Source organism: Proteus faecis (assembly GCF_003144395.1).
In the GTDB taxonomy this organism is placed as follows: Bacteria; Pseudomonadota; Gammaproteobacteria; order Enterobacterales; family Enterobacteriaceae; genus Proteus; species Proteus faecis.
The window spans coordinates 23,483-43,921 of the sequence record NZ_PENZ01000027.1; the positions used below are offsets into that span (position 1 = coordinate 23,483).

Sequence of the window (20,439 nt, forward strand, 5' to 3'; positions counted from 1 at the left end):
AACAATGAAAAAAAGAGAGCCACTGTGAAAGTGTTGACTGTTTTTGGCACACGCCCTGAAGCGATAAAAATGGCACCTTTAGTGCACGCTTTAGCAAATGATGATTCGTTTGAAGCGAAGGTATGTGTTACGGCCCAACATCGAGAAATGCTTGATCAGGTATTAAATCTTTTTGAGATCAAACCAGATTACGATCTCAATATTATGAAACCAGGACAAGATTTAACGGATATTACCTGTCGTATTTTAGAAGGGTTAAAACCAGTATTAGCGTCATTTCAACCTGATGTTGTTTTAGTACATGGTGATACAACAACGACTATGGCTGCAAGTTTAGCCGCATTTTATCAACGAATTCCAGTCGGACATGTGGAAGCCGGATTGCGTACTGGCAATCTTTATTCCCCTTGGCCTGAAGAGGCAAACCGCACCATTGCAGGACATCTTGCAATGTATCATTTCGCACCAACAGAAACTGCAAAATTAAATTTGGTACGAGAAGCGGTTGCGGATAAAAATATTTTTGTCACAGGAAATACGGTAATAGATGCGTTGTTTTGGGTAAGTGATAGAGTGATGGGCAATCAAACACTCTTAAATGAGCTTGCTGTACACTATCCATTTATTCAGCCTGACAAGAAAATGATCTTGGTAACAGGACATCGTCGAGAAAGCTTTGGTGGTGGTTTTGAACGGATCTGCCAAGCTTTAGCTGAAATTGCATTAGCACACCCAGATGTAGAAGTTGTCTATCCTGTTCACTTAAACCCTAATGTGAGTGAACCTGTTCAACGTATCCTTCATGGTATTGATAATATTAAGCTAATACAACCACAAGACTACCTCCCATTTGTTTATTTAATGAACCATGCTTACCTTATTTTGACCGACTCTGGTGGAATTCAAGAAGAAGCCCCTTCATTAGGTAAGCCAGTTCTTGTGATGAGAGACACGACAGAGCGCCCAGAAGCAGTTGAAGCCGGCTCTGTTCGTTTAGTGGGAACAGATACTAAACGTATTGTTAGCGAAGTAACCTCTTTATTGACAGACGAAAACGCTTATCACCAAATGAGTAAGGCGACAAACCCTTATGGTGATGGTCATGCCTGCCAACGTATTCTTGAAGCATTGAAAAAAAATCAGGTGACATTATGAGTTTTGAAACTATTTCTGTTATCGGCCTCGGCTACATTGGTTTACCTACAGCGGCAGCTTTTGCCTCTCGTAAAAAAAGCGTCATCGGTGTTGATGTTAATCAGCATGCAGTTGATACGATTAATAAAGGTCAAATTCATATTGTTGAGCCTGATCTTGATAAAGTCGTTAAACAAGCCGTTGAAGAAGGTCATTTAAAAGCCTATACCACGCCACAGCCAGCAGATGCTTACCTTATTGCTGTACCTACACCATTTAAAGGTGAGCACGAGCCTGATTTGGCTTATGTTGAAGCAGCCGCACGCTCTATCGCACCTGTATTAAAGAAAGGTGATCTTATTATTCTAGAGTCAACCTCACCAGTTGGCTCTACTGAAAAAATGGCAGAGTGGTTAGCGGAAGCTCGCCCAGACTTAACTTTCCCTCATCAACAAGGTGAAGATGCTGATATCGATGTTGCTTACTGCCCTGAGCGTGTATTACCGGGACAAGTAATGATTGAACTTATCCGCAATGACCGTGTTGTGGGTGGTATGAACCGTAAATCGTCAGAGCGTGCAAGCGAGCTATACAAGATTTTCCTTGAAGGTGAATGTGTTATCACTAATGCGCGTACCGCGGAAATGTGTAAGCTGACTGAAAATAGCTTCCGTGATGTGAATATTGCGTTTGCTAACGAATTATCCCTGATCTGCGCTGAGCAAGATATTAATGTGTGGGAGCTAATTAGCTTGGCGAATCGCCATCCTCGCGTCAATATTTTACAACCCGGCCCAGGCGTTGGTGGGCACTGTATCGCTGTTGACCCTTGGTTTATCGTGTCACAAAATCCAAAACAATCCCGTTTAATTCACACTGCGCGTTTAGTTAATGATGGCAAACCTGTATGGGTTATTGATCAAGTTAAAGCTGCTGTTGCAGATTGCCTGACAGAGACAGGTAAACGTGCAAACGAAATTAAGATTGCCTGCTTTGGCTTAGCTTTTAAGCCTAATATCGATGACTTACGTGAAAGTCCTGCAATGAATATCACTAAACAAATCGCTGATTGGCACAGTGGTACGACATTAGCAGTTGAGCCAAATATTCATGAGCTACCAACAAAACTGAAGGGGATCACAGAGTTAGTATCAACAGAACAAGCACTGAAAGACGCTGATATTGTCTTAATGCTCGTTGATCACCAACAATTTAAAGCGATCCCAGGTAGTAAAGTGACTCAAAAATGGATTGTAGATACTAAAGGAGTATGGCGTTGAAACGCATTTTAGTTACAGGTGGAGCCGGTTTTATCGGCTCTGCTGTTGTTCGACATATTATTGAAAATACCAATGACAGTGTTGTTGTGGTAGATAAACTGACTTATGCCGGCAATTTAGAGTCATTAGCAACTGTCGCTGACAGTGAACGCTATGCCTTTGAGCACGTCGATATCTGTGATAGAGCTGAGCTTGATCGCTTATTTGCTCAATATCAGCCAGACGTTGTTATGCACTTAGCGGCAGAAAGCCATGTTGACCGTTCTATCGATGGCCCTGCTGCGTTTATTGAAACCAATATTGTTGGTACTTACACCTTATTAGAAGCGGCTCGCCATTTTTGGCAAGTCTTGCCTGAAGGGAAGAAAGCGGCATTTCGTTTCCACCATATCTCAACAGATGAAGTGTATGGCGATTTAGAAGGTACAGATGATTTCTTCACTGAAACCACACCTTATGCGCCAAGTAGCCCATATTCTGCCTCTAAAGCGTCAAGTGACCATTTAGTTCGCGCTTGGTTACGCACTTACGGTTTACCAACCGTGATCACTAACTGCTCAAATAACTATGGTCCTTACCATTTCCCTGAAAAATTAATCCCATTAATTATCTTAAATGCAATTTCAGGAAAACCATTACCTGTTTATGGTAAAGGTGAACAGATCCGCGACTGGCTCTATGTTGAAGATCATGCTCGTGCTCTCTATTTAGTCGCAACAACAGCAACACCGGGTAAAACTTACAATATTGGTGGACACAATGAGCGTCGCAATATTGATGTTGTTAAAACGATTTGTGCACTATTAGAAGAGTTATATCCAGCAAAACCGGAAGGTGTTGATCAATATGTCGATCTCATCACTTATGTGAAAGACAGACCGGGTCATGACCTGCGCTATGCGATTGATGCAGCAAAAATTGAAGCAGAATTAGGCTGGAAACCAGAAGAGACATTTGAATCCGGCATTCGTAAAACAGTTTTGTGGTATTTAAATAACGAAACTTGGTGGAAACGTGTGTTAGATGGCTCTTATGCAGGTGAACGTCTAGGGCTTGGGAACTGATTAAGTAAAGAAGGATAAATGATGAAAGGTATTATTTTAGCGGGTGGCTCTGGTACACGACTGCATCCGATAACCAAAGGGGTATCGAAGCAGTTATTGCCTATCTATGATAAGCCCATGATCTATTATCCGCTTTCAGTTCTGATGCTTGCCGGTATTCGAGATATTTTGATCATCACAACACCAGATGATATGACTTCATTTCAGCGCTTATTGGGTGATGGTTCTGCATTTGGTGTTCATCTTCAATATAAAATTCAGCCATCTCCAGATGGCTTAGCCCAAGCCTTTATTTTGGGTGAGGAATTTATTGGTGATGATCATTGCTGTTTAGTTTTAGGCGATAATATCTATTTTGGTCAAGGATTTAGTCCAAAACTGAAACAAGTTGCACAACGTGAACGTGGTGCAACAGTTTTTGGTTATCAAGTGATGGATCCTGAACGATTTGGTGTTGTTGAATTTGACGATGATTTTAAAGTGTTATCTATCGAAGAAAAACCGGAACAACCTAAATCTAATTGGGCTGTGACGGGGCTTTATTTCTACGATAACCGAGTGGTTGATTTTGCCAAACGAGTTAAACCTTCGATTCGTGGTGAGTTAGAAATTACGTCGATTAATCAGATGTATCTTGAATGTGGTGAACTTAATGTTGAACTACTGGGTCGTGGTTTTGCGTGGTTAGATACCGGAACTCATGACAGTTTAATTGAAGCCAGTACCTTTGTTCAGACCGTTGAAAAACGCCAAGGATTTAAAGTGGCGTGCCTTGAAGAGATCGCTTGGCGCAACGGTTGGCTCAGTGATGACCAAGTAAGAGAAAGTGCAAAATCACTGTCTAAAACGGGTTATGGTCGCTATCTATTGGATTTATTGCATGTCCGTCCTCGCCAATATTAATTATCTTGAGTGGGAAAGTGAGTATTTCTCCCTCAAAACAGGACGCCTTGAGTTTGATGCCCAAGCGCCTGCGTTAACAGGCGAACGGCTTGACGCTTTTGCTGTGGTTCAAGCTAAAGTCGCATCTTATGAGCTTTCTCTCATCGATAAACTCAGTCAATTAGGTTTTCAATTTGCGGAAGGTGAAATTGATTTTAAACTTTCAATTGGCACAGAAAATGCTTGTAAGAAAGCGACAGAATATTGTTTTAGAAAAGCCAATGAAGATGATATCGATTTATTGATGGCAACGGCTACAGAAGCTTTTGTACAAAGTCGTTTTAGAGCACCTTGGTATCAAGAAGGTGATAGTAGTCGTTTTTATGCATTATGGGTTAAAAAAGCGGTATTAGGTACGTTCGATGATATCTGCTTATTAACTTATGATGTTGAAAATAATGTCAGTGGTTTTGTCACGTTACGCTATCTATCTGAAAATGAAGCAAGAGTGGGATTATTAGCAGTAATGCCCAACAGAATAGGACAAGGCATTGGTAAGCAACTGATGTCGGTCGCGAAGTTTTGGTGTCAACAACAAGGTATTTCCACCTTATATGTTGCAACACAGATCAGCAATATCGCAGCTTCGCGTTTATACATACACAGTGGTGGCTTAATCGAAAGTACCACTTATTGGTTATACAGGGGATAATATGATTCCGTTTAATAAACCACCGGTTGTCGGCACCGAATTAGAATACATGAAACAGGCTATGGAAAGTGGCAAGCTTTGTGGTGATGGCAATTTCACAAAGAAATGTGAAAAGTGGTTAGAAGAACAATTTCATTGTCATAAAACGCTGTTAACACCCTCTTGTACAGCATCGCTTGAAATGGCTGCCATCTTATTAGATATCAAGCCTGGCGATGAAGTCATCATGCCAAGTTTTACCTTTGTTTCGACCTCTAATGCGTTTGTATTACGTGGAGCAACGATTGTTTTTGTTGATATTCGTCCAGATACCATGAATATCGATGAAACAAAAATTGAAGCCGCCATTACAGATAAAACCCGTGCTATTGTTCCTGTTCATTATGCTGGTGTCGCCTGTGAAATGGATACCATTATGGCGATTGCGAAAAGACATAATCTGTTCGTGATTGAAGATGCGGCACAAGGTGTTATGTCAACTTACAAGGGTAAGGCTCTTGGGACAATTGGCCATATTGGTTGTTATAGTTTCCATGAAACTAAAAATTACTCATCAGGCGGTGAGGGTGGTGCAACGTTAATTAACGATCCTGATTTAATCAATCGTGCAGAAGTTATTCGTGAAAAAGGGACTAACCGTAGCCAATTTTTCCGTGGTCAGGTAGATAAATATACTTGGCGTGATATTGGTTCTAGCTACTTAATGTCAGATTTACAAGCAGCCTACCTGTGGGCTCAACTTGAAGAAGCTGAAAAAATTAATGAACGTCGTTTAGCATTTTGGCAAATTTACTATGATGCATTAACGCCATTAGCAGAAAAAGGCTTATTGTCACTTCCAATCGTGCCTGAAGGGTTAGAACACAATGCGCATATGTTCTATATCAAACTGAAAGATATTGAGCAACGTAGTGCGTTTAATGACTATATGAAAGAGCATGGCGTCTTAACGGTATTCCACTATGTGTCATTACACACCAGCCCAGCAGGTATGAAATTTGGTCGCTTTGATGGTGAAGATATTTTTACAACACAAGAAAGTGAGCGTTTAGTGCGTTTACCTATGTTCTACAATATGACAGAAGAAGAGCAGCAGACTGTTATTGGTCATATTCGCAACTTTTTTGCTTAAATTATGTCATTAGCCAAAGCATCAATTTGGACAGCCGGATCAACCCTGATAAAAATTGGGGCTGGTCTGCTTGTCGTTAAGTTACTTGCAGTCTCTTTTGGTCCAACAGGCGTTGGGTTAGCGGGTAACTTTCGTCAATTAATTACCGTACTAGGCGTCTTGTCTGGTGCGGGTATTTTTAATGGTGTAACGAAATTAATCGCACAATATCAAGATGATGATATTCAACGTAAAAAAGTGTTGGGTACTTCATCATCCATGATTTTGCTATTTTCCACACTATTGGCTATTTTATTTCTTCTTTTTTCTGCCCCCATTAGCCAAGTGTTATTTGGTGATGATTATCATCAATATCAGGATATTGTAAGAGCCGTTGCTTTTATTCAAATGGGGATAGCATATAGCAACTATTTTCTTGCTATATTAAAAGGTTATCGTGACGCAGCAGGCAATGCCTTATCTGTAATTGCCGGTAGCATTATTGGTGTTGTTGCTTATTATTTGTGCTATTTATTTGCGGGTTATCACGGTGCATTAATTGGACTAGCATTAGTCCCAGCACTTATTTTATTTCCTGCTACATTTTTAGTAGTAAAACGTAAACGCTTCGCTTTACGCGAGCTTAAACCTCATTGGGATAAGGCGATAGCAAGCCATCTTGGTAAGTTTACCATTATGGCAATACTGACCTCGATTACATTACCCGTCGCTTATATCATGATGCGTAACTTACTTGCTGAGCACTATAGCTGGGAAGACGTAGGGATTTGGCAAGGGGTGACCAGTATTTCAGATGCTTATTTGCAGTTTATTACCGCATCGTTTTCAGTTTATTTACTGCCAACACTCTCCCGATTAACGCAAAAGAGTGATATTACCAAAGAGATTGTTAAGTCACTGAAGTTTGTATTACCTGTGGTAGCGGTTGCGAGTTTTATGGTGTGGTTATTACGTGATTTCGCAATTTGGTTACTGTTTTCAGATAAATTTGTCGCTATGCGTGATTTATTCGCATGGCAACTTGTCGGTGATGTTTTAAAAGTAGGCGCTTATGTCTTTGGTTATCTCATCATAGCAAAAGCGGCACTGCGTTTTTATATCCTTACAGAAGTAAGTCAATTTGCCTTATTAACGCTATTTTCGCGTTGGCTTATTCCTGAACATGGCGCACTGGGTGCGGCTCAAGCCTATATGGCAACGTATATTATTTACTTCCTTCTCTGTAGTTCCGTTTTCGTGATTTATTGCAGGCGCAAATGACAACTTTGATTTACGTACTAGGTTCAGACATTGTGCATCATAACAACACAATGTTACGGTTTTTTAACGACCACCTCGTGACTGAGGCGGGGTTAACTTATAAACCTCGTTTTATCGTTGCCAGTAGAAATACTTCACTGCAAGAAAGCTACCCAGCTTTAGATATTGAGTGTTTAGCTGATAAGCAGCAGGTTGCTCAGAGAGTGGTTACATTGGCAAAAGCTGATACCCACCAACGATTCCTTTTTTTAGGTCAGTTTAATGCGCCTATTTGGTTGGCATTATTGACAGGCAAAATTAAACGTCATCAATTTTGGTGGCACATTTGGGGTGCTGATTTATATCAGGATTCTAAACAGCTAAAATTTAGACTTTTCTATCTTCTTCGTAAACTTGCTCAAAAACGTGTGGGGCGTGTATTTGGTACACGAGGTGATTTAAATTATTTTGCGCAATTTAACGTTAACATCCCTGCCAGTTTACTCTATTTTCCAACAAGAATGGATCCTGCACTTACGGTGACAGAAAAAGCGCCTATTGATGAAAAACAACTTACCATTATTGTGGGTAATTCAGGGGATAGATCGAATCGCCACATTGAAGCTTTACAGGCAATTGCAGAGCAATATGGAACACGTGCAAAAGTGATTATTCCAATGGGATATCCTGAAAATAATCACGTTTATATTGATGAAGTAACCCAAGCCGCTAGCCAGTTGCTTCCATATAATCAGGTTGAAATATTACGTGATAAATTGGTATTTGATGATTATTTAGCATTATTGAAAACATGTGATTTAGGTTATTTTATTTTTCATCGACAACAAGGTATTGGCACACTTTGTCTGCTTATTCAATTTGCGATCCCTTTTGTTATTAGCCGTCAAAATCCATTTTGGCAGGACTTAACTGAGCAAAATATTCCGGTTTTTTTCTCGGGTGACAAATTAGATGTTGCACTAATTGAAGAGGCTAAACGTCAATTGCTGATGCTTGATCGTCAAAATATTGCCTTCTTTGCGCCTAATTTTACTGATGGCTGGAAAGAGTTAATTGAGATGAGTACAGGAGAGCCACAATGACGTTGGCGGAACTGGGTGGCTTAACACTTGTTTATTTTATCTCTTTAAGTTTTATTTTATTACTGACTTATCAAGAGTTTCGTCGAGTTCGCTTTAATTTTAATGTTTTTTTCTCAATGCTCTATCTGCTGACGTTTTATTTTGGCTTTCCACTGACTTGTATGTTGGTATTCCAATTTGATGTCGCAGTTGTACCGGTTGACTCATTATTATACGCGCTATTAGCTTCTACCAGCTTCTATGCCATTTATTATGTAACTTATAAGGTAAGACTGAGAAAATCGGTTGACGGCCCTTCTAGGTCGTTATTTACGATGAATAGAGTAGAAACCAACCTCACTTGGATTTTATTGGCATTAATTGCATTTGTCACCGTGGGTATTTTCTTTCTACAAAATGGCTTTTTACTCTTTAAACTTAAAACGTATAGTCAAATTTTTTCAAGCCAAGTGTCAGGTGTTGCGCTTAAGCGCTTTTTCTATTTCTTTATTCCCGCAATGCTGGTGGTTTATTTCTTAAAACCTACGCAACAACGCTGGATTTTTTTCCTTTGTGCAACAGTGGGTTTCGGAATATTAACTTATGTTATCGTGGGGGGAACCCGCGCTAATATCATCATCGCTTTTGCGCTGTTTCTGTTTATCGGTATTGTTCGTGGCTGGATAACGTTGTGGATGCTGGTTGCTGCTGGGGTTATGAGTATCGTTGGAATGTTCTGGTTGGCATTAAAACGCTATGGCCTTGATGTGAGTGGTGCCGAAGCATTCTATACTTTCTTGTACTTAACTCGCGATACGTTTTCTCCTTGGGAAAACCTTGCTTTGTTACTTGATAATTATGACAAGATTGAATTCCAAGGACTAGCACCGATAATTCGTGATTTTTATGTTTTTATCCCTTCTTGGGTATGGCCAGAACGCCCAGATGTTGTGCTGAACTCAGCAAATTACTTTACATGGGAAGTGCTGAATTATCATGCGGGTCTTGCTATTTCACCAACCTTAATTGGCTCATTGGTTGTAATGGGCGGTATTGTCTTCATCCCATTAGGTGCAATTGTTGTTGGGCTGATAATTAAGTGGTTTGATTGGCTATATCAACAAGGGCTTAATGAGAGCAATCGTTATAAATCAGCTATTTTGCAAGCTTTCTGCTTTGGGGCTATTTTTAATATGATTGTTTTGGCACGAGAAGGTGTTGATTCTTTCGTTTCTCGCGTTGTATTTTTCTGTTTAATTTTTGGTTTATGTTTGGTGGTCGCTAAACTACTTTATTGGTTATTTGAAAGCGCGGGGTTAGTACGTAATTACGTAACTCGCCAAATACAAAGTGAACTTCGTTGTTTAGAGAAAAAGGAAAAGTAATGGGATCCAATTCAATTCCGAAGTATTCAATCCGCGGACATAATATCTGGGGATTTCGCGATATGGCTCATTTTCTGGATTATCTCTATGAAGGAGCACAAATAAAAGGTGGCTCTCTGATTGCCATTAATGCAGAAAAAATTCTTACAGCAGAAACAGATCCCGCACTCAATGAGCTACTCAATGAAGCGGATTATCTTTATGCCGATGGTATCAGTGTCGTGCGAGGTATTCGTCGCAAGTATCCTGATGCAAATGTTTCTCGTATTGCAGGCGCAGATTTATGGGAAGCATTAATGGAAAGGGCTGGCAAAGAGGGAACGCCGGTCTTTCTTGTCGGTGGTAAACCTGAAATTCTTTCGCAAACCGAAAATAAGCTTAAAGCAAAGTGGAATGTAAATATTGTGGGTAGCCAGAATGGTTATTTTACACCACAAGATAGAGAGGCGTTATTTGAACGTATAAAGGCCTCTGGTGCGAAGATAGTGACTATTGCCATGGGATCACCTAAGCAAGAGCTATTTATTCGTGCATGTCGTGAAATTTATCCTGATGCTTTATATATGGGCGTTGGCGGAACTTATGACGTCTTTACAGGCCATGTTAAAAGAGCTCCGAAAGCATGGCAAAATCTTGGATTAGAGTGGTTATATCGATTGTTATCACAACCAAGTCGAATTAAGCGCCAATTTAAGCTATTAAAATTCGTTGGTTATTACTATTCCAATAAATTGTAACAGTCATCATGCCTTTTTTGCTAGATGGGGCTGATTAAATGATTTATTTATGCTTTTATCTAGCATCTTGATTGTTTACTTATTATACTAACGGGGCGTTTAGCGTGTAAAAACGCTCCATTTATCGACGAAATGCACAAACTATCGTCAAACAAACTTTTTTTTTCAAAAAGCACTAGACAGACAGAGCGTAAATCCGTACTATCCTCTCCCGCAACGGCGTGAAGCGCCCGTAGCTCAGCTGGATAGAGCGCTGCCCTCCGGAGGCAGAGGTCTCAGGTTCGAATCCTGTCGGGCGCGCCATTAAAGCGTGCTAAGAGTTACGGTGAAGAACGTTGTTGTAAGAAGTAATAAGATAGCTGTTATGGTGGCTATAGCTCAGTTGGTAGAGCCCTGGATTGTGATTCCAGTTGTCGTGGGTTCGAGTCCCATTAGCCACCCCATCTTATCTTAATTATTGTTTATGCGAGGGTGGCGGAATTGGTAGACGCGCTAGCTTCAGGTGTTAGTGTCCTAACGGACGTGGGGGTTCAAGTCCCCCCCTTCGCACCAATAAACAAGATAAGAGCAGTGATACAGACGGCGAGTAGCGCAGCCTGGTAGCGCAACTGGTTTGGGACCAGTGGGTCGGAGGTTCGAATCCTCTCTCGCCGACCAATAAGAAAAAGCCTCGATTATGTCGAGGCTTTTTTGTATCTATGATTTACCTTTTTAAAACCCGCCATACTTTTTCTATATCTACATCTACATCTACATCTACAATTTGTTGCTCTTATTCATATTTTTTATTTCGTGTTATCTGTTCCAGATAAGAAAAACCAAATGGATGCTTTTAACAGAAATGTCGTCCTTGTCACTTAAGGGTTATTAATAATTTAATTTATTGCCGAATTTTAATCTTCAAAAAAAGATGAATTGAACACATAAAATGATAGATGATAATTATATGATATATAAGTCTTTTATTTTATTTGTCGGCAAATACCAACACTCGCCACTTTTGGTGTCTCCAATAGGAGACATTTAATATATTGATTTTATGGGGTTAAATATCGGGCGTGTTTTTCTTGTCGTGAAAAAGAGACGTATATCAGACCCTATATTTTCTTTTCTATTTAGCAATAGCGTGGTGGAAGCACAGGTCATCGCTTATTTATCATTGAAAATGAGTAGAGTCAGAAAGAAAAACCAAACTTCAATAAGTTAGCTTATCTTTTTTAAGGATAAAGGGGGTTTTTAATAAAAAATGGAAAATTGGCACGATAAATGCTTTATCTATATTGTAGATGCTCATTCCACTCCTTATGACAGCATATGACTTCATAAACCTAGGAATGATGCAGAGCCGATTATTCGGTGCCTACGTCCACGTTAACGATGAACACCATTCATCATCAACAGGACGAAACGTTGAGTGAGGCACCATCCGTCTGTAGACCTGATTGTATATTTATACGCCTGTATAGTTCTATACAGGCGTTTTTTTATATACCAACCACATATCCATTTTGTATTCACCGCATTAACACGCTATTATCCAGCGCAAGGGTAGATTGGAGATAGCATCAATATGATAAATAAGCAAAAAGCATATCTTGCACAAGAAAAACTCTTTCTTATAGAGAAATTTGGCCCATTATTGTTTTTTTTGATCCCTCTTATCATGCTCATTATAGGTGGCAAATCATGGGCTAAATATGTGGCTTTCCTTTGCCAAGGGATTGCACTGATTTATATCGTAGTGTTTTATCAAGCGAGAAAGCATTACTTGTCATTTAAGCAAGAAAATGAGAAGGGAATACCCTCTCGCTTTTATCGCATTGCTTGGGTGTATATGTTTTTGACTTTATGTGTAGAAATAGTGGTGTTATTTCAACATAGTTTTTAAATCAAATAAAAAAACCCTCAATAATAAAGAGGGTTTTTTAATCAAGCATTCAAACGATTTATGATCTCGTTCTTATCGAAAGAGTTTATTGACTTTTTTTAGGCTCTTCAAAAATGACGGAATCCTTTTTCAGTGTCATTAATAAAGCATCTTTACGCACTTTTGCCGACTCTTGCGATTTTTTCTGTTTATCTAATGCATCAGCAAGCCACGCAAAATCATGAACATCAGGGCGTTGTTTTAATGCATTACGAAAAGCCTCTTCAGCTTGAACCCATTGCCCTTGTTGCATTGCTATCTGACCTAATGTGCTATTGAGTAATGGCGTTGGCCCATGCTGTTTAATTAATGAATTGAGCACTTTCAAAATAGCACTGGCATCTGTATTTTTTAAACGAGGTAATAGTAGGATCAAGCGCTCGTCATATTGGCGTTTAATACCGTCTAAGATGATCGTTTGAGCGGTATCAGGATCGTTGCATTCAATAAGGTGTTCAGCTAAAACAACACGTAATGCATTATCGTGATGCACTTTACGAGGCTGTGCTTTCCACCAATTTTTCAGTCCATCACAGCCATTTTCAGACATCTTCTGCCCCATAATACCGATATAGGCTTTTTGGCGTAATTGCGCTAGTTCATCATCTGTGTGTAATGCAATTTTTTGCATGGAAGGAATGATATCAAGCAATGCTTGCCAAGCTGCTGTTCGTGTATAAGCGACTTCTGCAAGTCGTAACACTTCTGGGTGGCGGGGGGCTTGATTTAATAGTTCATCAACTCCAGTTCGCGCTGCATGATTTTCATTTTGTGCTAATAAAATACGTACTCGTGTGATATCAACTGGAAGCTGATTAGTATCAGCAAGCTCGGCTGCGCGTTCAAGGTGTTGTTGAACTCGGAATTCATCACCTCGCTGTTGTGCGGCTTCAGCAGCTAACAGGTAGTTTACAACAGGTTGTTCTGCATAATCTGCATTACGGCTCATCAGCTTTTCAACTTCTTTAAAATCACCTTCAGCTAATTTCATTAATGCCATGCCGGTTTGTTTTCGTGCACGATTACGTTTACGGAAAGAAAACCAACTATATGCTTTTGAGCCTGTACCAATAAAACGGCGATAACTCCAACCAATCAGTAATAGTGCTAATTGTAGTAAAATAAACATAATGACAAGGCTGGTTACACTGGTTTCAATATCCCAATCATCAGTTTGTATAAGCACATAACCTTGATGGCCTGCCAAGAGTGGGCCAAAAATGATACCCGCAATAAGCACCACAAAAAGGAGCAGTATTTTTAACATAAGCTTATTCTCCTTGTTGTGTCACTGGTGTATCAGAAGTTGTGCTATCAGCTGCTGCATTTTGTACGCTTTCTGCTGCATTTTGTACGCTTTCTGATGCATTATGTTCAGCTTCTACAGCTTGGGCATCTTTAGCTTCAACAGCTTGTGGCTCAGCGTACTCATTTTGTGCTAGTAAATTGCGAATTTGTTTTTCTACTCGTTTTTCTAGCAAGGTTTGGCTCTTCAATTCTGAGGGCATTGCAAGCGTAATAGGTTGTTTCTCTAATTCAGATACCGTATCTAAAAATGCGGTTGTACTTGGATCAGAGGTATCAAAATAAGCGCGAACCCAAGTGGATACGGCTTCCAGTGATTGCTGATAAGTTTCAGTTTGGTGACGAGGTACTGCTTGAGAAGCAATTAATAAACGTGAACGGATATTCTCACGTAAATAGATATCCTGATTCGGCGCTAATAAAGGAACGGCTGCAGTATCACGGCGGCGAATGGTAATAAAATCATCCATAAAGCTTTTCCAGCTTTTGCTGAGATTCTGTTTCCAATCAGAAAGTGAACCCGAAATGGTTTCGTCATTTTTATCCATTGGTGAGCCATTACGCTCCAAACCAGCTAAACGGAGATTATCAATCTGATTAGCTAACTGGTTTAATTGTAAAATGATGCCATCATTATCGATTTTAGTGAGAGCTGCTAAACTACCGATATCTTCATTAATAGCGCGACGGATCTCAAGTAAGCTCGGATCGTTCATTTCCGCTAAGCTACTATCAGCACCTTTTAGTAGACTGACTGCGGTTACGACATCTTGATCATTCCATAACTTACGACCTGCCATTTTCACCATAAAATCGGCTTGTGCTAATAGCCAACTTTTGACATCTGCACTGGAAATAGCGGCAAAGCGTGTTTGTAGATCTTGAATTTGGCGCTCTGTTGTTTGTCGCTCATTTTGTAACTTATCGATAGTCTGTTTTTGTGAGTTAAACATACTATCAATATTGTCAAAGCGTTGTTGATAAGTATTTTGGAGCTGTTGTAATTGGGCAAGCTCAGATTTGAGTGATTGATTTTCTACACTCAGCTTTGATGCTTGTTGATTGGTGTAATAGTAAAGACCACCACCGATTGCCAAAATAACAAGGATAGCAACAGCACTTCCAATTAGGCCTGAGCGCTTGTTATTAACAGGTTTGACTTCCTGATAGCGGACATTTTCATCAGCTTTAGCTGTATCTTTTGGCAAGTCATTATCATTTGTATTTTTCTGTTCCGTCATATCGGCGTCTCATTTAGGTTCTATATTAATGCATGAAATAAAGCATCATTATTGGCACTTTCAGCAACGGTGACGGTTTCCCACCCTAATGTTTTTGCTATTGTTGCTAATCGTTCACTGACCACAATTAAATGGCAGTTTAACAGCCATGCTTTTTTAGATTCAGCGACTAGATCAAAGAGTTGTTGTAACATTTCACCGCTAGTGACAACAAGCGTATCAACCTGTGCTTTTTCCCATTGAAGAGCAAACTCTTCAGAGGAATAATTAATAAATAGGCGTTGGTAACATTCGCATTCATCAACAATCGCGCCTCGTTGACTCAATGTTTTTGCGAGTAATTCACGGCCACCGTTACCCCTAAGCAGTAATATTTGTTTGTCTTTCACCTGATTAAGCGCAGGAAGGTTAAGAAGATCCTCACTGGTTTCTCCTTGCTCAGGGTAGCAAATTGGAAGACTGCTTAAATGTTGGAAATCTTTTGCTGTGCTTTGACCTATTCCATAATAGGATAGCGTATCTGGCCATGATTGTTGTAATTGATTTAGCTGCCAGTTTGCGTATGACACCGCATTTTTGGAAAGTAAAAAAACACAATCACCCGCCTTTAATCCTTTTAGTTTAGCATCTAATAAAGGGAGTTCACGACCAGCGGTGATCTCGATTAAAGGTGCTTGAAAAGCTATTTTACCCGCATCAATTAAACGCTGGGTTAATGCCTTTCCTGCTGGGTTAGGGCGAGTAACTAAAATACTCATGCAGGTGTGCTACCTTTATACACGGCAGTTAAAATAGCTCGTGCTCCTTTATCTAAGAGCTCTTCAGCCAATGAGATGCCTGCGGTTTCAGCGTTTTCAGGTGTCACTAAACGTTCACCTCGTAAAATAGTTTCACCATCAGGAGAACCGACTAAAGCACGTAACCAAATCTTGTCATCTTGCCAAATGGCATAGCTTCCAATAGGAACTTGGCAACCGCCTTCAAGACGGGTATTCATGGCGCGCTCTGCTTTAACGCAAATTGCGGTACGTGAGTGATTGAGCGCATCTAATAGCTGGCGAGTTTGATTGTCATCTAAACGACACTCAATTCCCACAGCACCTTGTCCAACCGCGGGTAAAGATTGCTCAGCTGATAATGGTGTACGAATACGTTCATTAAGACCTAAGCGCTTTAAGCCGGCAACAGCAAGAATAATAGCATCGTAATCCCCATTATCTAATTTCCCTAAGCGAGTTCCGACATTACCCCGTAAATCTCGAATAATGAGGTCTGGACGCTGTGCTTTTAATTGGCATTGGCGGCGTAAACTGGATGTACCTACAATGCTACCCGCAGGAAGTTCTTCTAACGCATTATAATGATTAGAAACAAAGGCATCACGAGGATCTTCACGTTCACAAATAGTTACTAAGCCTAAGCCTTCTGGGAAATCTATAGGAACATCTTTCATAGAGTGAACAGCAATATCTGCACGTGATTCAAGTAGCGCAAGTTCTAATTCTTTTACGAATAGTCCTTTGCCACCCACTTTAGCTAAAGGTGTATCTAAAATGATGTCACCTTTAGTGACCATCGGTACTAATTCGACGACTAAACCTGGATGAGTAAGTTGTAGTTGTTCTTTCACATAAAGCGCCTGCCACATAGCAAGAGGGCTTTGGCGGGTAGCAATACGGATGGTACTTTTTGACATAATAGTGTTATCTCTTCCGAGCGATTAGCGATATTTTTGTTTAGAAATAAGCCATTGTTTTAACACTTTAAGACCCAATTTTCCAGTTAAGGCGTTTTGTATCGTAATAACAATGAAAGAAATGAGGCCATCATCGAAAAAGAAAAAAAGAAAAAGAAAATAAAAAATAAGTAATTTATTAATGGATATTATTGGGTTTAGTTATTTTTAGGATTTTATTCTTTTTATATCTATATAAAAAGTGTGGTCATTTACAAAATTAAAACATTGCACTATTGTTGTTAACAACTCGTGAGCGAGAAGTGATAGAAATATTATGTTTGATCTGAACGTATTGATAAAACGACTATTATTTTAAATGCACTTATCTTTCTTATTATTTTTTTAATATATAAAAACACGATAAATTTTAACAAAATTATTATTAAATAAAAGAAAGAGAAACAATAAAAATAAAGAAAAGAATTTAATCTTAATTTAAATAAATAATTAATAAAAATTAAATATTATTTTAAATATTATTATCTCAATATTAAAAATAGAATTATTATTTTAAGTATAAAAATAAAAAACAATCAAAAAATATAAATAATTCATTATTATCAATCGGTTGTTTCTATTTCAGATTTTTTATCACTTTTTTATGTTTTGTCAAAATTTATTTTCAGTTTCATCACTAAGTAAACAGGGATTTTTATAGGCTAAAGAGAGGATTGAGAGATTTTTTTTATCATTTTTTATGTAAGTAAAATGATTTATCTTTATGATTATAAAGCTATTTATTTAATAGCTTTACACGATTAAGCGTTTAAATATCATTTTTAGATCTTGGTGCTATATTTTGAGATCCTCTTTACGCCTTGCGTTCAAGGTGTTAAATTGATCACGTTTCCGAGATTTTGTTAGTAAAGTTTTATCTATTAATATTACTTAACTCAACCTTGGTCACTTATAAACTCAGATTCTACTATCTTCTTAGTATTGTTCAGGCGAAACTCTTGTATCTTTATATTGAAACACTGAAGCAACGGCTGGATGCGATTAATCAACTCAGACTGGAACGAGCATTTGCATCGATGTGTGATGTTTTTAAACAGGTCTATGGTTTAATTCCTGTTTTATTGCATTACCACCATCCTGAGTTGCCCGGCTACATACAAGGAAATGTTCCTCACGGCACATGTTTCTTTGAACCTGATGACATGCAACGTCAATGGGCGAATAAGCTGGTTAACGCATTATGTGATGATCCGATGGATGGATACGCCAATGGAGAATTGCCAATTACTGGCATCTATTCAATGGGGAGCACTTCTTCTATTGGTCAAAGCCACTGCTCCGATATTGATATTTGGGTCTGCCATCAATCATGGCTAGATCAAGATGAACGTGCACTTTTACAACGTAAATGTCAATTGATAGAACAATGGGCTGGCGAACTAGGCATTGATGTTACGTTTTTCTTAATCGATGAAAATAGATTTCGTCACCATGCAAGCGGTAGCTTAGGTGGAGAAGATTGTGGCTCTACCCAACATATTCTTTTACTTGATGAATTTTATCGTACAGCGGTACGCCTAGCCGGTAAGCGCTTGCTATGGGCGATGGTACCTATTGAAGAAGAACATCATTATGACGAATATGTTAACTCCCTTTACGCTCAAGGAGTATTAACACCAAATGAGTGGTTAGATCTAGGGGGATTAGGTGAGCTTTCAGCTGAAGAGTACTTTGGCGCAAGTTTATGGCAACTCTATAAAAGTGTCGATTCACCTTATAAAGCAGTACTAAAAAGTATTTTATTAGAAGCCTATTCAGCTGACTATCCTAATGGGAAGTTGTTAGCATTAGAAATGAAACAACATCTACACCGTGGCGAAATCGTTAATTATGGTTTAGATGCTTATTGTATGATGCTTGAGCGTGTTACTCGCTATTTGGTTTCTATCAATGATTTAACTCGTCTTGATCTTATCCGTCGCTGTTTCTACCTGAAAGTGTGTGAAAAATTATCTAACGAAAAAACACAAAATGAACCAGAAGGTTCTGAGGGGTGGAGACGTCAAGTCTTATCGCAATTGGTCACTCAATGGCAATGGGATAATGCGCGTTTAACCGTACTTGATACGCGTGATAGTTGGAAAATCGAGCGTGTTCGTGATGCGCACAATGAATTATTAGATACGATGATGCAAAGCTATCGTAATCTTATTCGTTTTGCTCGCCGAAATAATTTAAGTGTTAGTGCAAGCCCGCAAGATATCGGTGTTCTAACTCGTAAACTTTATGCCGCGTTTGAAGCCTTGCCTGGTAAAGTGACACTGGTTAATCCACAGATTTCACCTGATTTATCAGAATCACATTTAACCTTTATTTATGTACCACAAGGTCGAGCAAATCGTAGCGGATGGTATTTATATAATCGTGCCCCTGATTTTGAAAATATTGTAGGACACCAACCATTAGAATATAACCGCTATTTAAATAAATTAGTGGCATGGTCTTACTTTAATGGGCTGTTAACGAAAGAGTCTCGAGTTTATATTCATCAAGGAGAATCCTCTTGTGATGAAATTAAACTGCATGAATTAGTTAGGGATATGTCGAGTCATTTCCCAATTCGTTTACCTGCACCGACACCGAAAGCACTGTATAGCCCTTGTGAAATTAGACACCTTGCGATTATTGTCAATTTAGAAACTGATCCAACAGAGAGTTTTTCTGATCAAGTGGTTCACTTTGATTTTAGAAAATTAGATGTCTTTAGTTTTGGTGAAAAAGAACAGTGTCTTATTGGTAGTATTGATTTGTTGTATCGTAACTCTTGGAATGAAGTAAGAACCCTTCATTTCAGTGGTACACAATCTATGCTGGAATCGTTAAAAACGATTTTAGGTAAAATGCACCAAGACGCGGCTCCACCTGCTTCTGTTGAAGTATTCTGTTATAGCCAACATTTGCGTGGTTTAATCCGTACTCGTGTTCAGCAGTTAGTTTCAGAATGTATTGAATTGCGATTATCAACGAATCGTTTAGAGCCGGGTCGTTTTAAAGCTTTACGTATTGCAGGGCAAACGTGGGGATTGTTCTTTGAACGACTCAATGTGTCAGTACAAAAATTAGAAAATGCTATCGAGTTTTATGGTGCGATTTCATATAACAAGCTTCATGGATTGCCGGTTAAATTAGATAAAGACGCTCGCTATTTACCCGCAGTGATTGATGGCTTTGCTTGCGAAGGAATTATTCAATTCTTCTTTGAAACTACAGAAGATAATAATGTGTTTAATATCTATATATTAGATGAAGCAAATCGGGTTGAGATTTATTCCCATTGTGAAGGAAGCAAAGAAGAGTTAGTGAAAGATGTTAGTCGTTTTTACTCCTCATCTCATGACCGATTTACATACGGTTCAAGCTTTATCAATTTTAACCTGCCACAATTTTATCAAATTGTGAAAGTGGAAGGATCAACACAAGTGTTGCCTTTTGCTGGTGGATCCTTTGGTAAATTATCCGATCTGGGTAGTAAAGAAGCTCAACCAGAGATGAATGTAATTAGCCACGGGTTTACAGATTATAAAGCAGTGCAACACTCCTAATTGAGTACAAGCCAATAAAAA

At 39.1% G+C, this 20,439-nt stretch carries 16 protein-coding genes and 4 tRNA genes; 16 read left to right on the forward strand and 4 right to left on the reverse strand.

The window, feature by feature from the left end; genetic code table 11:
• Positions 1-24 precede the first annotated feature (24 nt).
• The 15 genes from wecB (at position 25) to DK858_RS06030 (ending at position 12,535) form a co-directional block, all read left to right on the forward strand.
• Positions 25-1,155 carry a non-hydrolyzing UDP-N-acetylglucosamine 2-epimerase gene (wecB, locus tag DK858_RS05960; protein ID WP_109396596.1) on the forward strand — a complete coding sequence of 377 codons (1,131 nt, stop codon included), beginning with the start codon at positions 25-27 and terminating at the stop codon, positions 1,153-1,155.
• Positions 1,152-2,414, forward strand: a complete 1,263-nt coding sequence (gene wecC, locus DK858_RS05965) for a UDP-N-acetyl-D-mannosamine dehydrogenase (protein ID WP_072064613.1) — start codon at positions 1,152-1,154, stop codon at positions 2,412-2,414. The genes wecB and wecC overlap by 4 nt, the downstream gene beginning before the upstream one ends.
• Positions 2,411-3,478 (forward strand): dTDP-glucose 4,6-dehydratase, encoded by a 1,068-nt coding sequence (rffG, locus tag DK858_RS05970; RefSeq protein WP_109396800.1) that lies wholly within the window; start codon positions 2,411-2,413, stop codon positions 3,476-3,478. Before wecC ends, rffG begins: the two co-directional genes overlap by 4 nt.
• A gap of 21 nt (positions 3,479-3,499) precedes the next feature.
• Entirely contained in the window at positions 3,500-4,381 is an 882-nt protein-coding gene (gene rfbA, locus DK858_RS05975; protein ID WP_075674228.1) for a glucose-1-phosphate thymidylyltransferase RfbA, read from the forward strand.
• Positions 4,359-5,072, forward strand: a complete 714-nt coding sequence (gene rffC / locus DK858_RS05980; RefSeq protein ID WP_109396598.1) for a dTDP-4-amino-4,6-dideoxy-D-galactose acyltransferase — start codon at positions 4,359-4,361, stop codon at positions 5,070-5,072. Before rfbA ends, rffC begins: the two co-directional genes overlap by 23 nt.
• A 1-nt stretch (position 5,073) precedes the next feature.
• Complete coding sequence (gene rffA / locus DK858_RS05985; protein ID WP_109396600.1) at positions 5,074-6,204, forward strand: dTDP-4-amino-4,6-dideoxygalactose transaminase; 1,131 nt, start codon at positions 5,074-5,076, stop codon at positions 6,202-6,204.
• Positions 6,205-6,207: 3 nt separating this feature from the next.
• Positions 6,208-7,464 (forward strand): lipid III flippase WzxE, encoded by a 1,257-nt coding sequence (gene wzxE, locus DK858_RS05990; protein WP_109396602.1) that lies wholly within the window; start codon positions 6,208-6,210, stop codon positions 7,462-7,464.
• A complete protein-coding gene (locus DK858_RS05995; RefSeq protein ID WP_109396604.1) occupies positions 7,461-8,546 on the forward strand; it encodes a TDP-N-acetylfucosamine:lipid II N-acetylfucosaminyltransferase in 1,086 nt (361 codons plus the stop codon). Before wzxE ends, DK858_RS05995 begins: the two co-directional genes overlap by 4 nt.
• Positions 8,543-9,910 carry an ECA oligosaccharide polymerase gene (gene wzyE, locus DK858_RS06000; RefSeq protein ID WP_109396606.1) on the forward strand — a complete coding sequence of 456 codons (1,368 nt, stop codon included), beginning with the start codon at positions 8,543-8,545 and terminating at the stop codon, positions 9,908-9,910. Before DK858_RS05995 ends, wzyE begins: the two co-directional genes overlap by 4 nt.
• Positions 9,910-10,647 (forward strand): lipopolysaccharide N-acetylmannosaminouronosyltransferase, encoded by a 738-nt coding sequence (gene wecG, locus DK858_RS06005; protein WP_109396608.1) that lies wholly within the window; start codon positions 9,910-9,912, stop codon positions 10,645-10,647. The genes wzyE and wecG overlap by 1 nt, the downstream gene beginning before the upstream one ends.
• 226 nt (positions 10,648-10,873) lie before the next feature.
• A tRNA-Arg gene (locus DK858_RS06010) sits at positions 10,874-10,950 on the forward strand.
• A 64-nt stretch (positions 10,951-11,014) separates the two neighbouring features.
• Positions 11,015-11,090: transfer RNA gene (locus DK858_RS06015), tRNA-His, on the forward strand.
• 22 nt (positions 11,091-11,112) lie between these two features.
• Positions 11,113-11,199 (forward strand) — tRNA-Leu (locus DK858_RS06020).
• 28 nt (positions 11,200-11,227) lie between these two features.
• A tRNA-Pro gene (locus tag DK858_RS06025) sits at positions 11,228-11,304 on the forward strand.
• 913 nt (positions 11,305-12,217) lie between these two features.
• The gene (locus DK858_RS06030; RefSeq protein ID WP_109396610.1) at positions 12,218-12,535 is read left to right on the forward strand and encodes a hypothetical protein; all 318 of its coding nucleotides are present in this window, start codon (positions 12,218-12,220) and stop codon (positions 12,533-12,535) included.
• An 85-nt stretch (positions 12,536-12,620) separates the two neighbouring features.
• Here the strand turns inward: DK858_RS06030 and hemY are convergent, their stop codons facing one another.
• Genes hemY through hemC form a run of 4 tightly spaced genes read right to left on the reverse strand, consistent with a single transcriptional unit; the run spans position 12,621 to position 16,816 of the window.
• Positions 12,621-13,841, reverse strand: coding sequence for a protoheme IX biogenesis protein HemY (gene hemY, locus DK858_RS06035; protein ID WP_109396612.1), 1,221 nt, complete (start codon positions 13,839-13,841; stop codon positions 12,621-12,623).
• Between the two features lie 4 nt (positions 13,842-13,845).
• Complete coding sequence (gene hemX / locus DK858_RS06040) at positions 13,846-15,120, reverse strand: uroporphyrinogen-III C-methyltransferase (protein WP_109396614.1); 1,275 nt, start codon at positions 15,118-15,120, stop codon at positions 13,846-13,848.
• A 20-nt stretch (positions 15,121-15,140) separates the two neighbouring features.
• Positions 15,141-15,878 (reverse strand): uroporphyrinogen-III synthase, encoded by a 738-nt coding sequence (hemD, locus tag DK858_RS06045; RefSeq protein WP_109396616.1) that lies wholly within the window; start codon positions 15,876-15,878, stop codon positions 15,141-15,143.
• Positions 15,875-16,816 carry a hydroxymethylbilane synthase gene (gene hemC / locus DK858_RS06050; RefSeq protein ID WP_109396618.1) on the reverse strand — a complete coding sequence of 314 codons (942 nt, stop codon included), beginning with the start codon at positions 16,814-16,816 and terminating at the stop codon, positions 15,875-15,877. The genes hemD and hemC overlap by 4 nt, the downstream gene beginning before the upstream one ends.
• A 998-nt stretch (positions 16,817-17,814) precedes the next feature.
• Between hemC and DK858_RS06055 the strand changes: the two genes are divergently transcribed.
• A complete protein-coding gene (locus tag DK858_RS06055; RefSeq protein WP_109396620.1) occupies positions 17,815-20,418 on the forward strand; it encodes a class I adenylate cyclase in 2,604 nt (867 codons plus the stop codon).
• Positions 20,419-20,439 lie beyond the last annotated feature (21 nt).

Bases quoted from the DNA above. Each gene is read 5' to 3' on its own strand.
- hemC (WP_109396618.1), bottom strand. From the start codon at position 16,816: ATGTCAAAAAGTACCATCCGTATTGCTACCCGCCAAAGCCCTCTTGCT.
- DK858_RS05995 (WP_109396604.1), top strand. From the start codon at position 7,461: ATGACAACTTTGATTTACGTACTAGGTTCAGACATTGTGCATCATAAC.
- DK858_RS06030 (WP_109396610.1), top strand. From the start codon at position 12,218: ATGATAAATAAGCAAAAAGCATATCTTGCACAAGAAAAACTCTTTCTT.
- wecG (WP_109396608.1), top strand. From the start codon at position 9,910: ATGGGATCCAATTCAATTCCGAAGTATTCAATCCGCGGACATAATATC.
- rffC (WP_109396598.1), top strand. From the start codon at position 4,359: ATGTCCGTCCTCGCCAATATTAATTATCTTGAGTGGGAAAGTGAGTAT.
- rffA (WP_109396600.1), top strand. From the start codon at position 5,074: ATGATTCCGTTTAATAAACCACCGGTTGTCGGCACCGAATTAGAATAC.
- wecC (WP_072064613.1), top strand. From the start codon at position 1,152: ATGAGTTTTGAAACTATTTCTGTTATCGGCCTCGGCTACATTGGTTTA.
- hemX (WP_109396614.1), bottom strand. From the start codon at position 15,120: ATGACGGAACAGAAAAATACAAATGATAATGACTTGCCAAAAGATACA.
- wzxE (WP_109396602.1), top strand. From the start codon at position 6,208: ATGTCATTAGCCAAAGCATCAATTTGGACAGCCGGATCAACCCTGATA.
- rfbA (WP_075674228.1), top strand. From the start codon at position 3,500: ATGAAAGGTATTATTTTAGCGGGTGGCTCTGGTACACGACTGCATCCG.
- hemY (WP_109396612.1), bottom strand. From the start codon at position 13,841: ATGTTAAAAATACTGCTCCTTTTTGTGGTGCTTATTGCGGGTATCATT.
- wzyE (WP_109396606.1), top strand. From the start codon at position 8,543: ATGACGTTGGCGGAACTGGGTGGCTTAACACTTGTTTATTTTATCTCT.
- hemD (WP_109396616.1), bottom strand. From the start codon at position 15,878: ATGAGTATTTTAGTTACTCGCCCTAACCCAGCAGGAAAGGCATTAACC.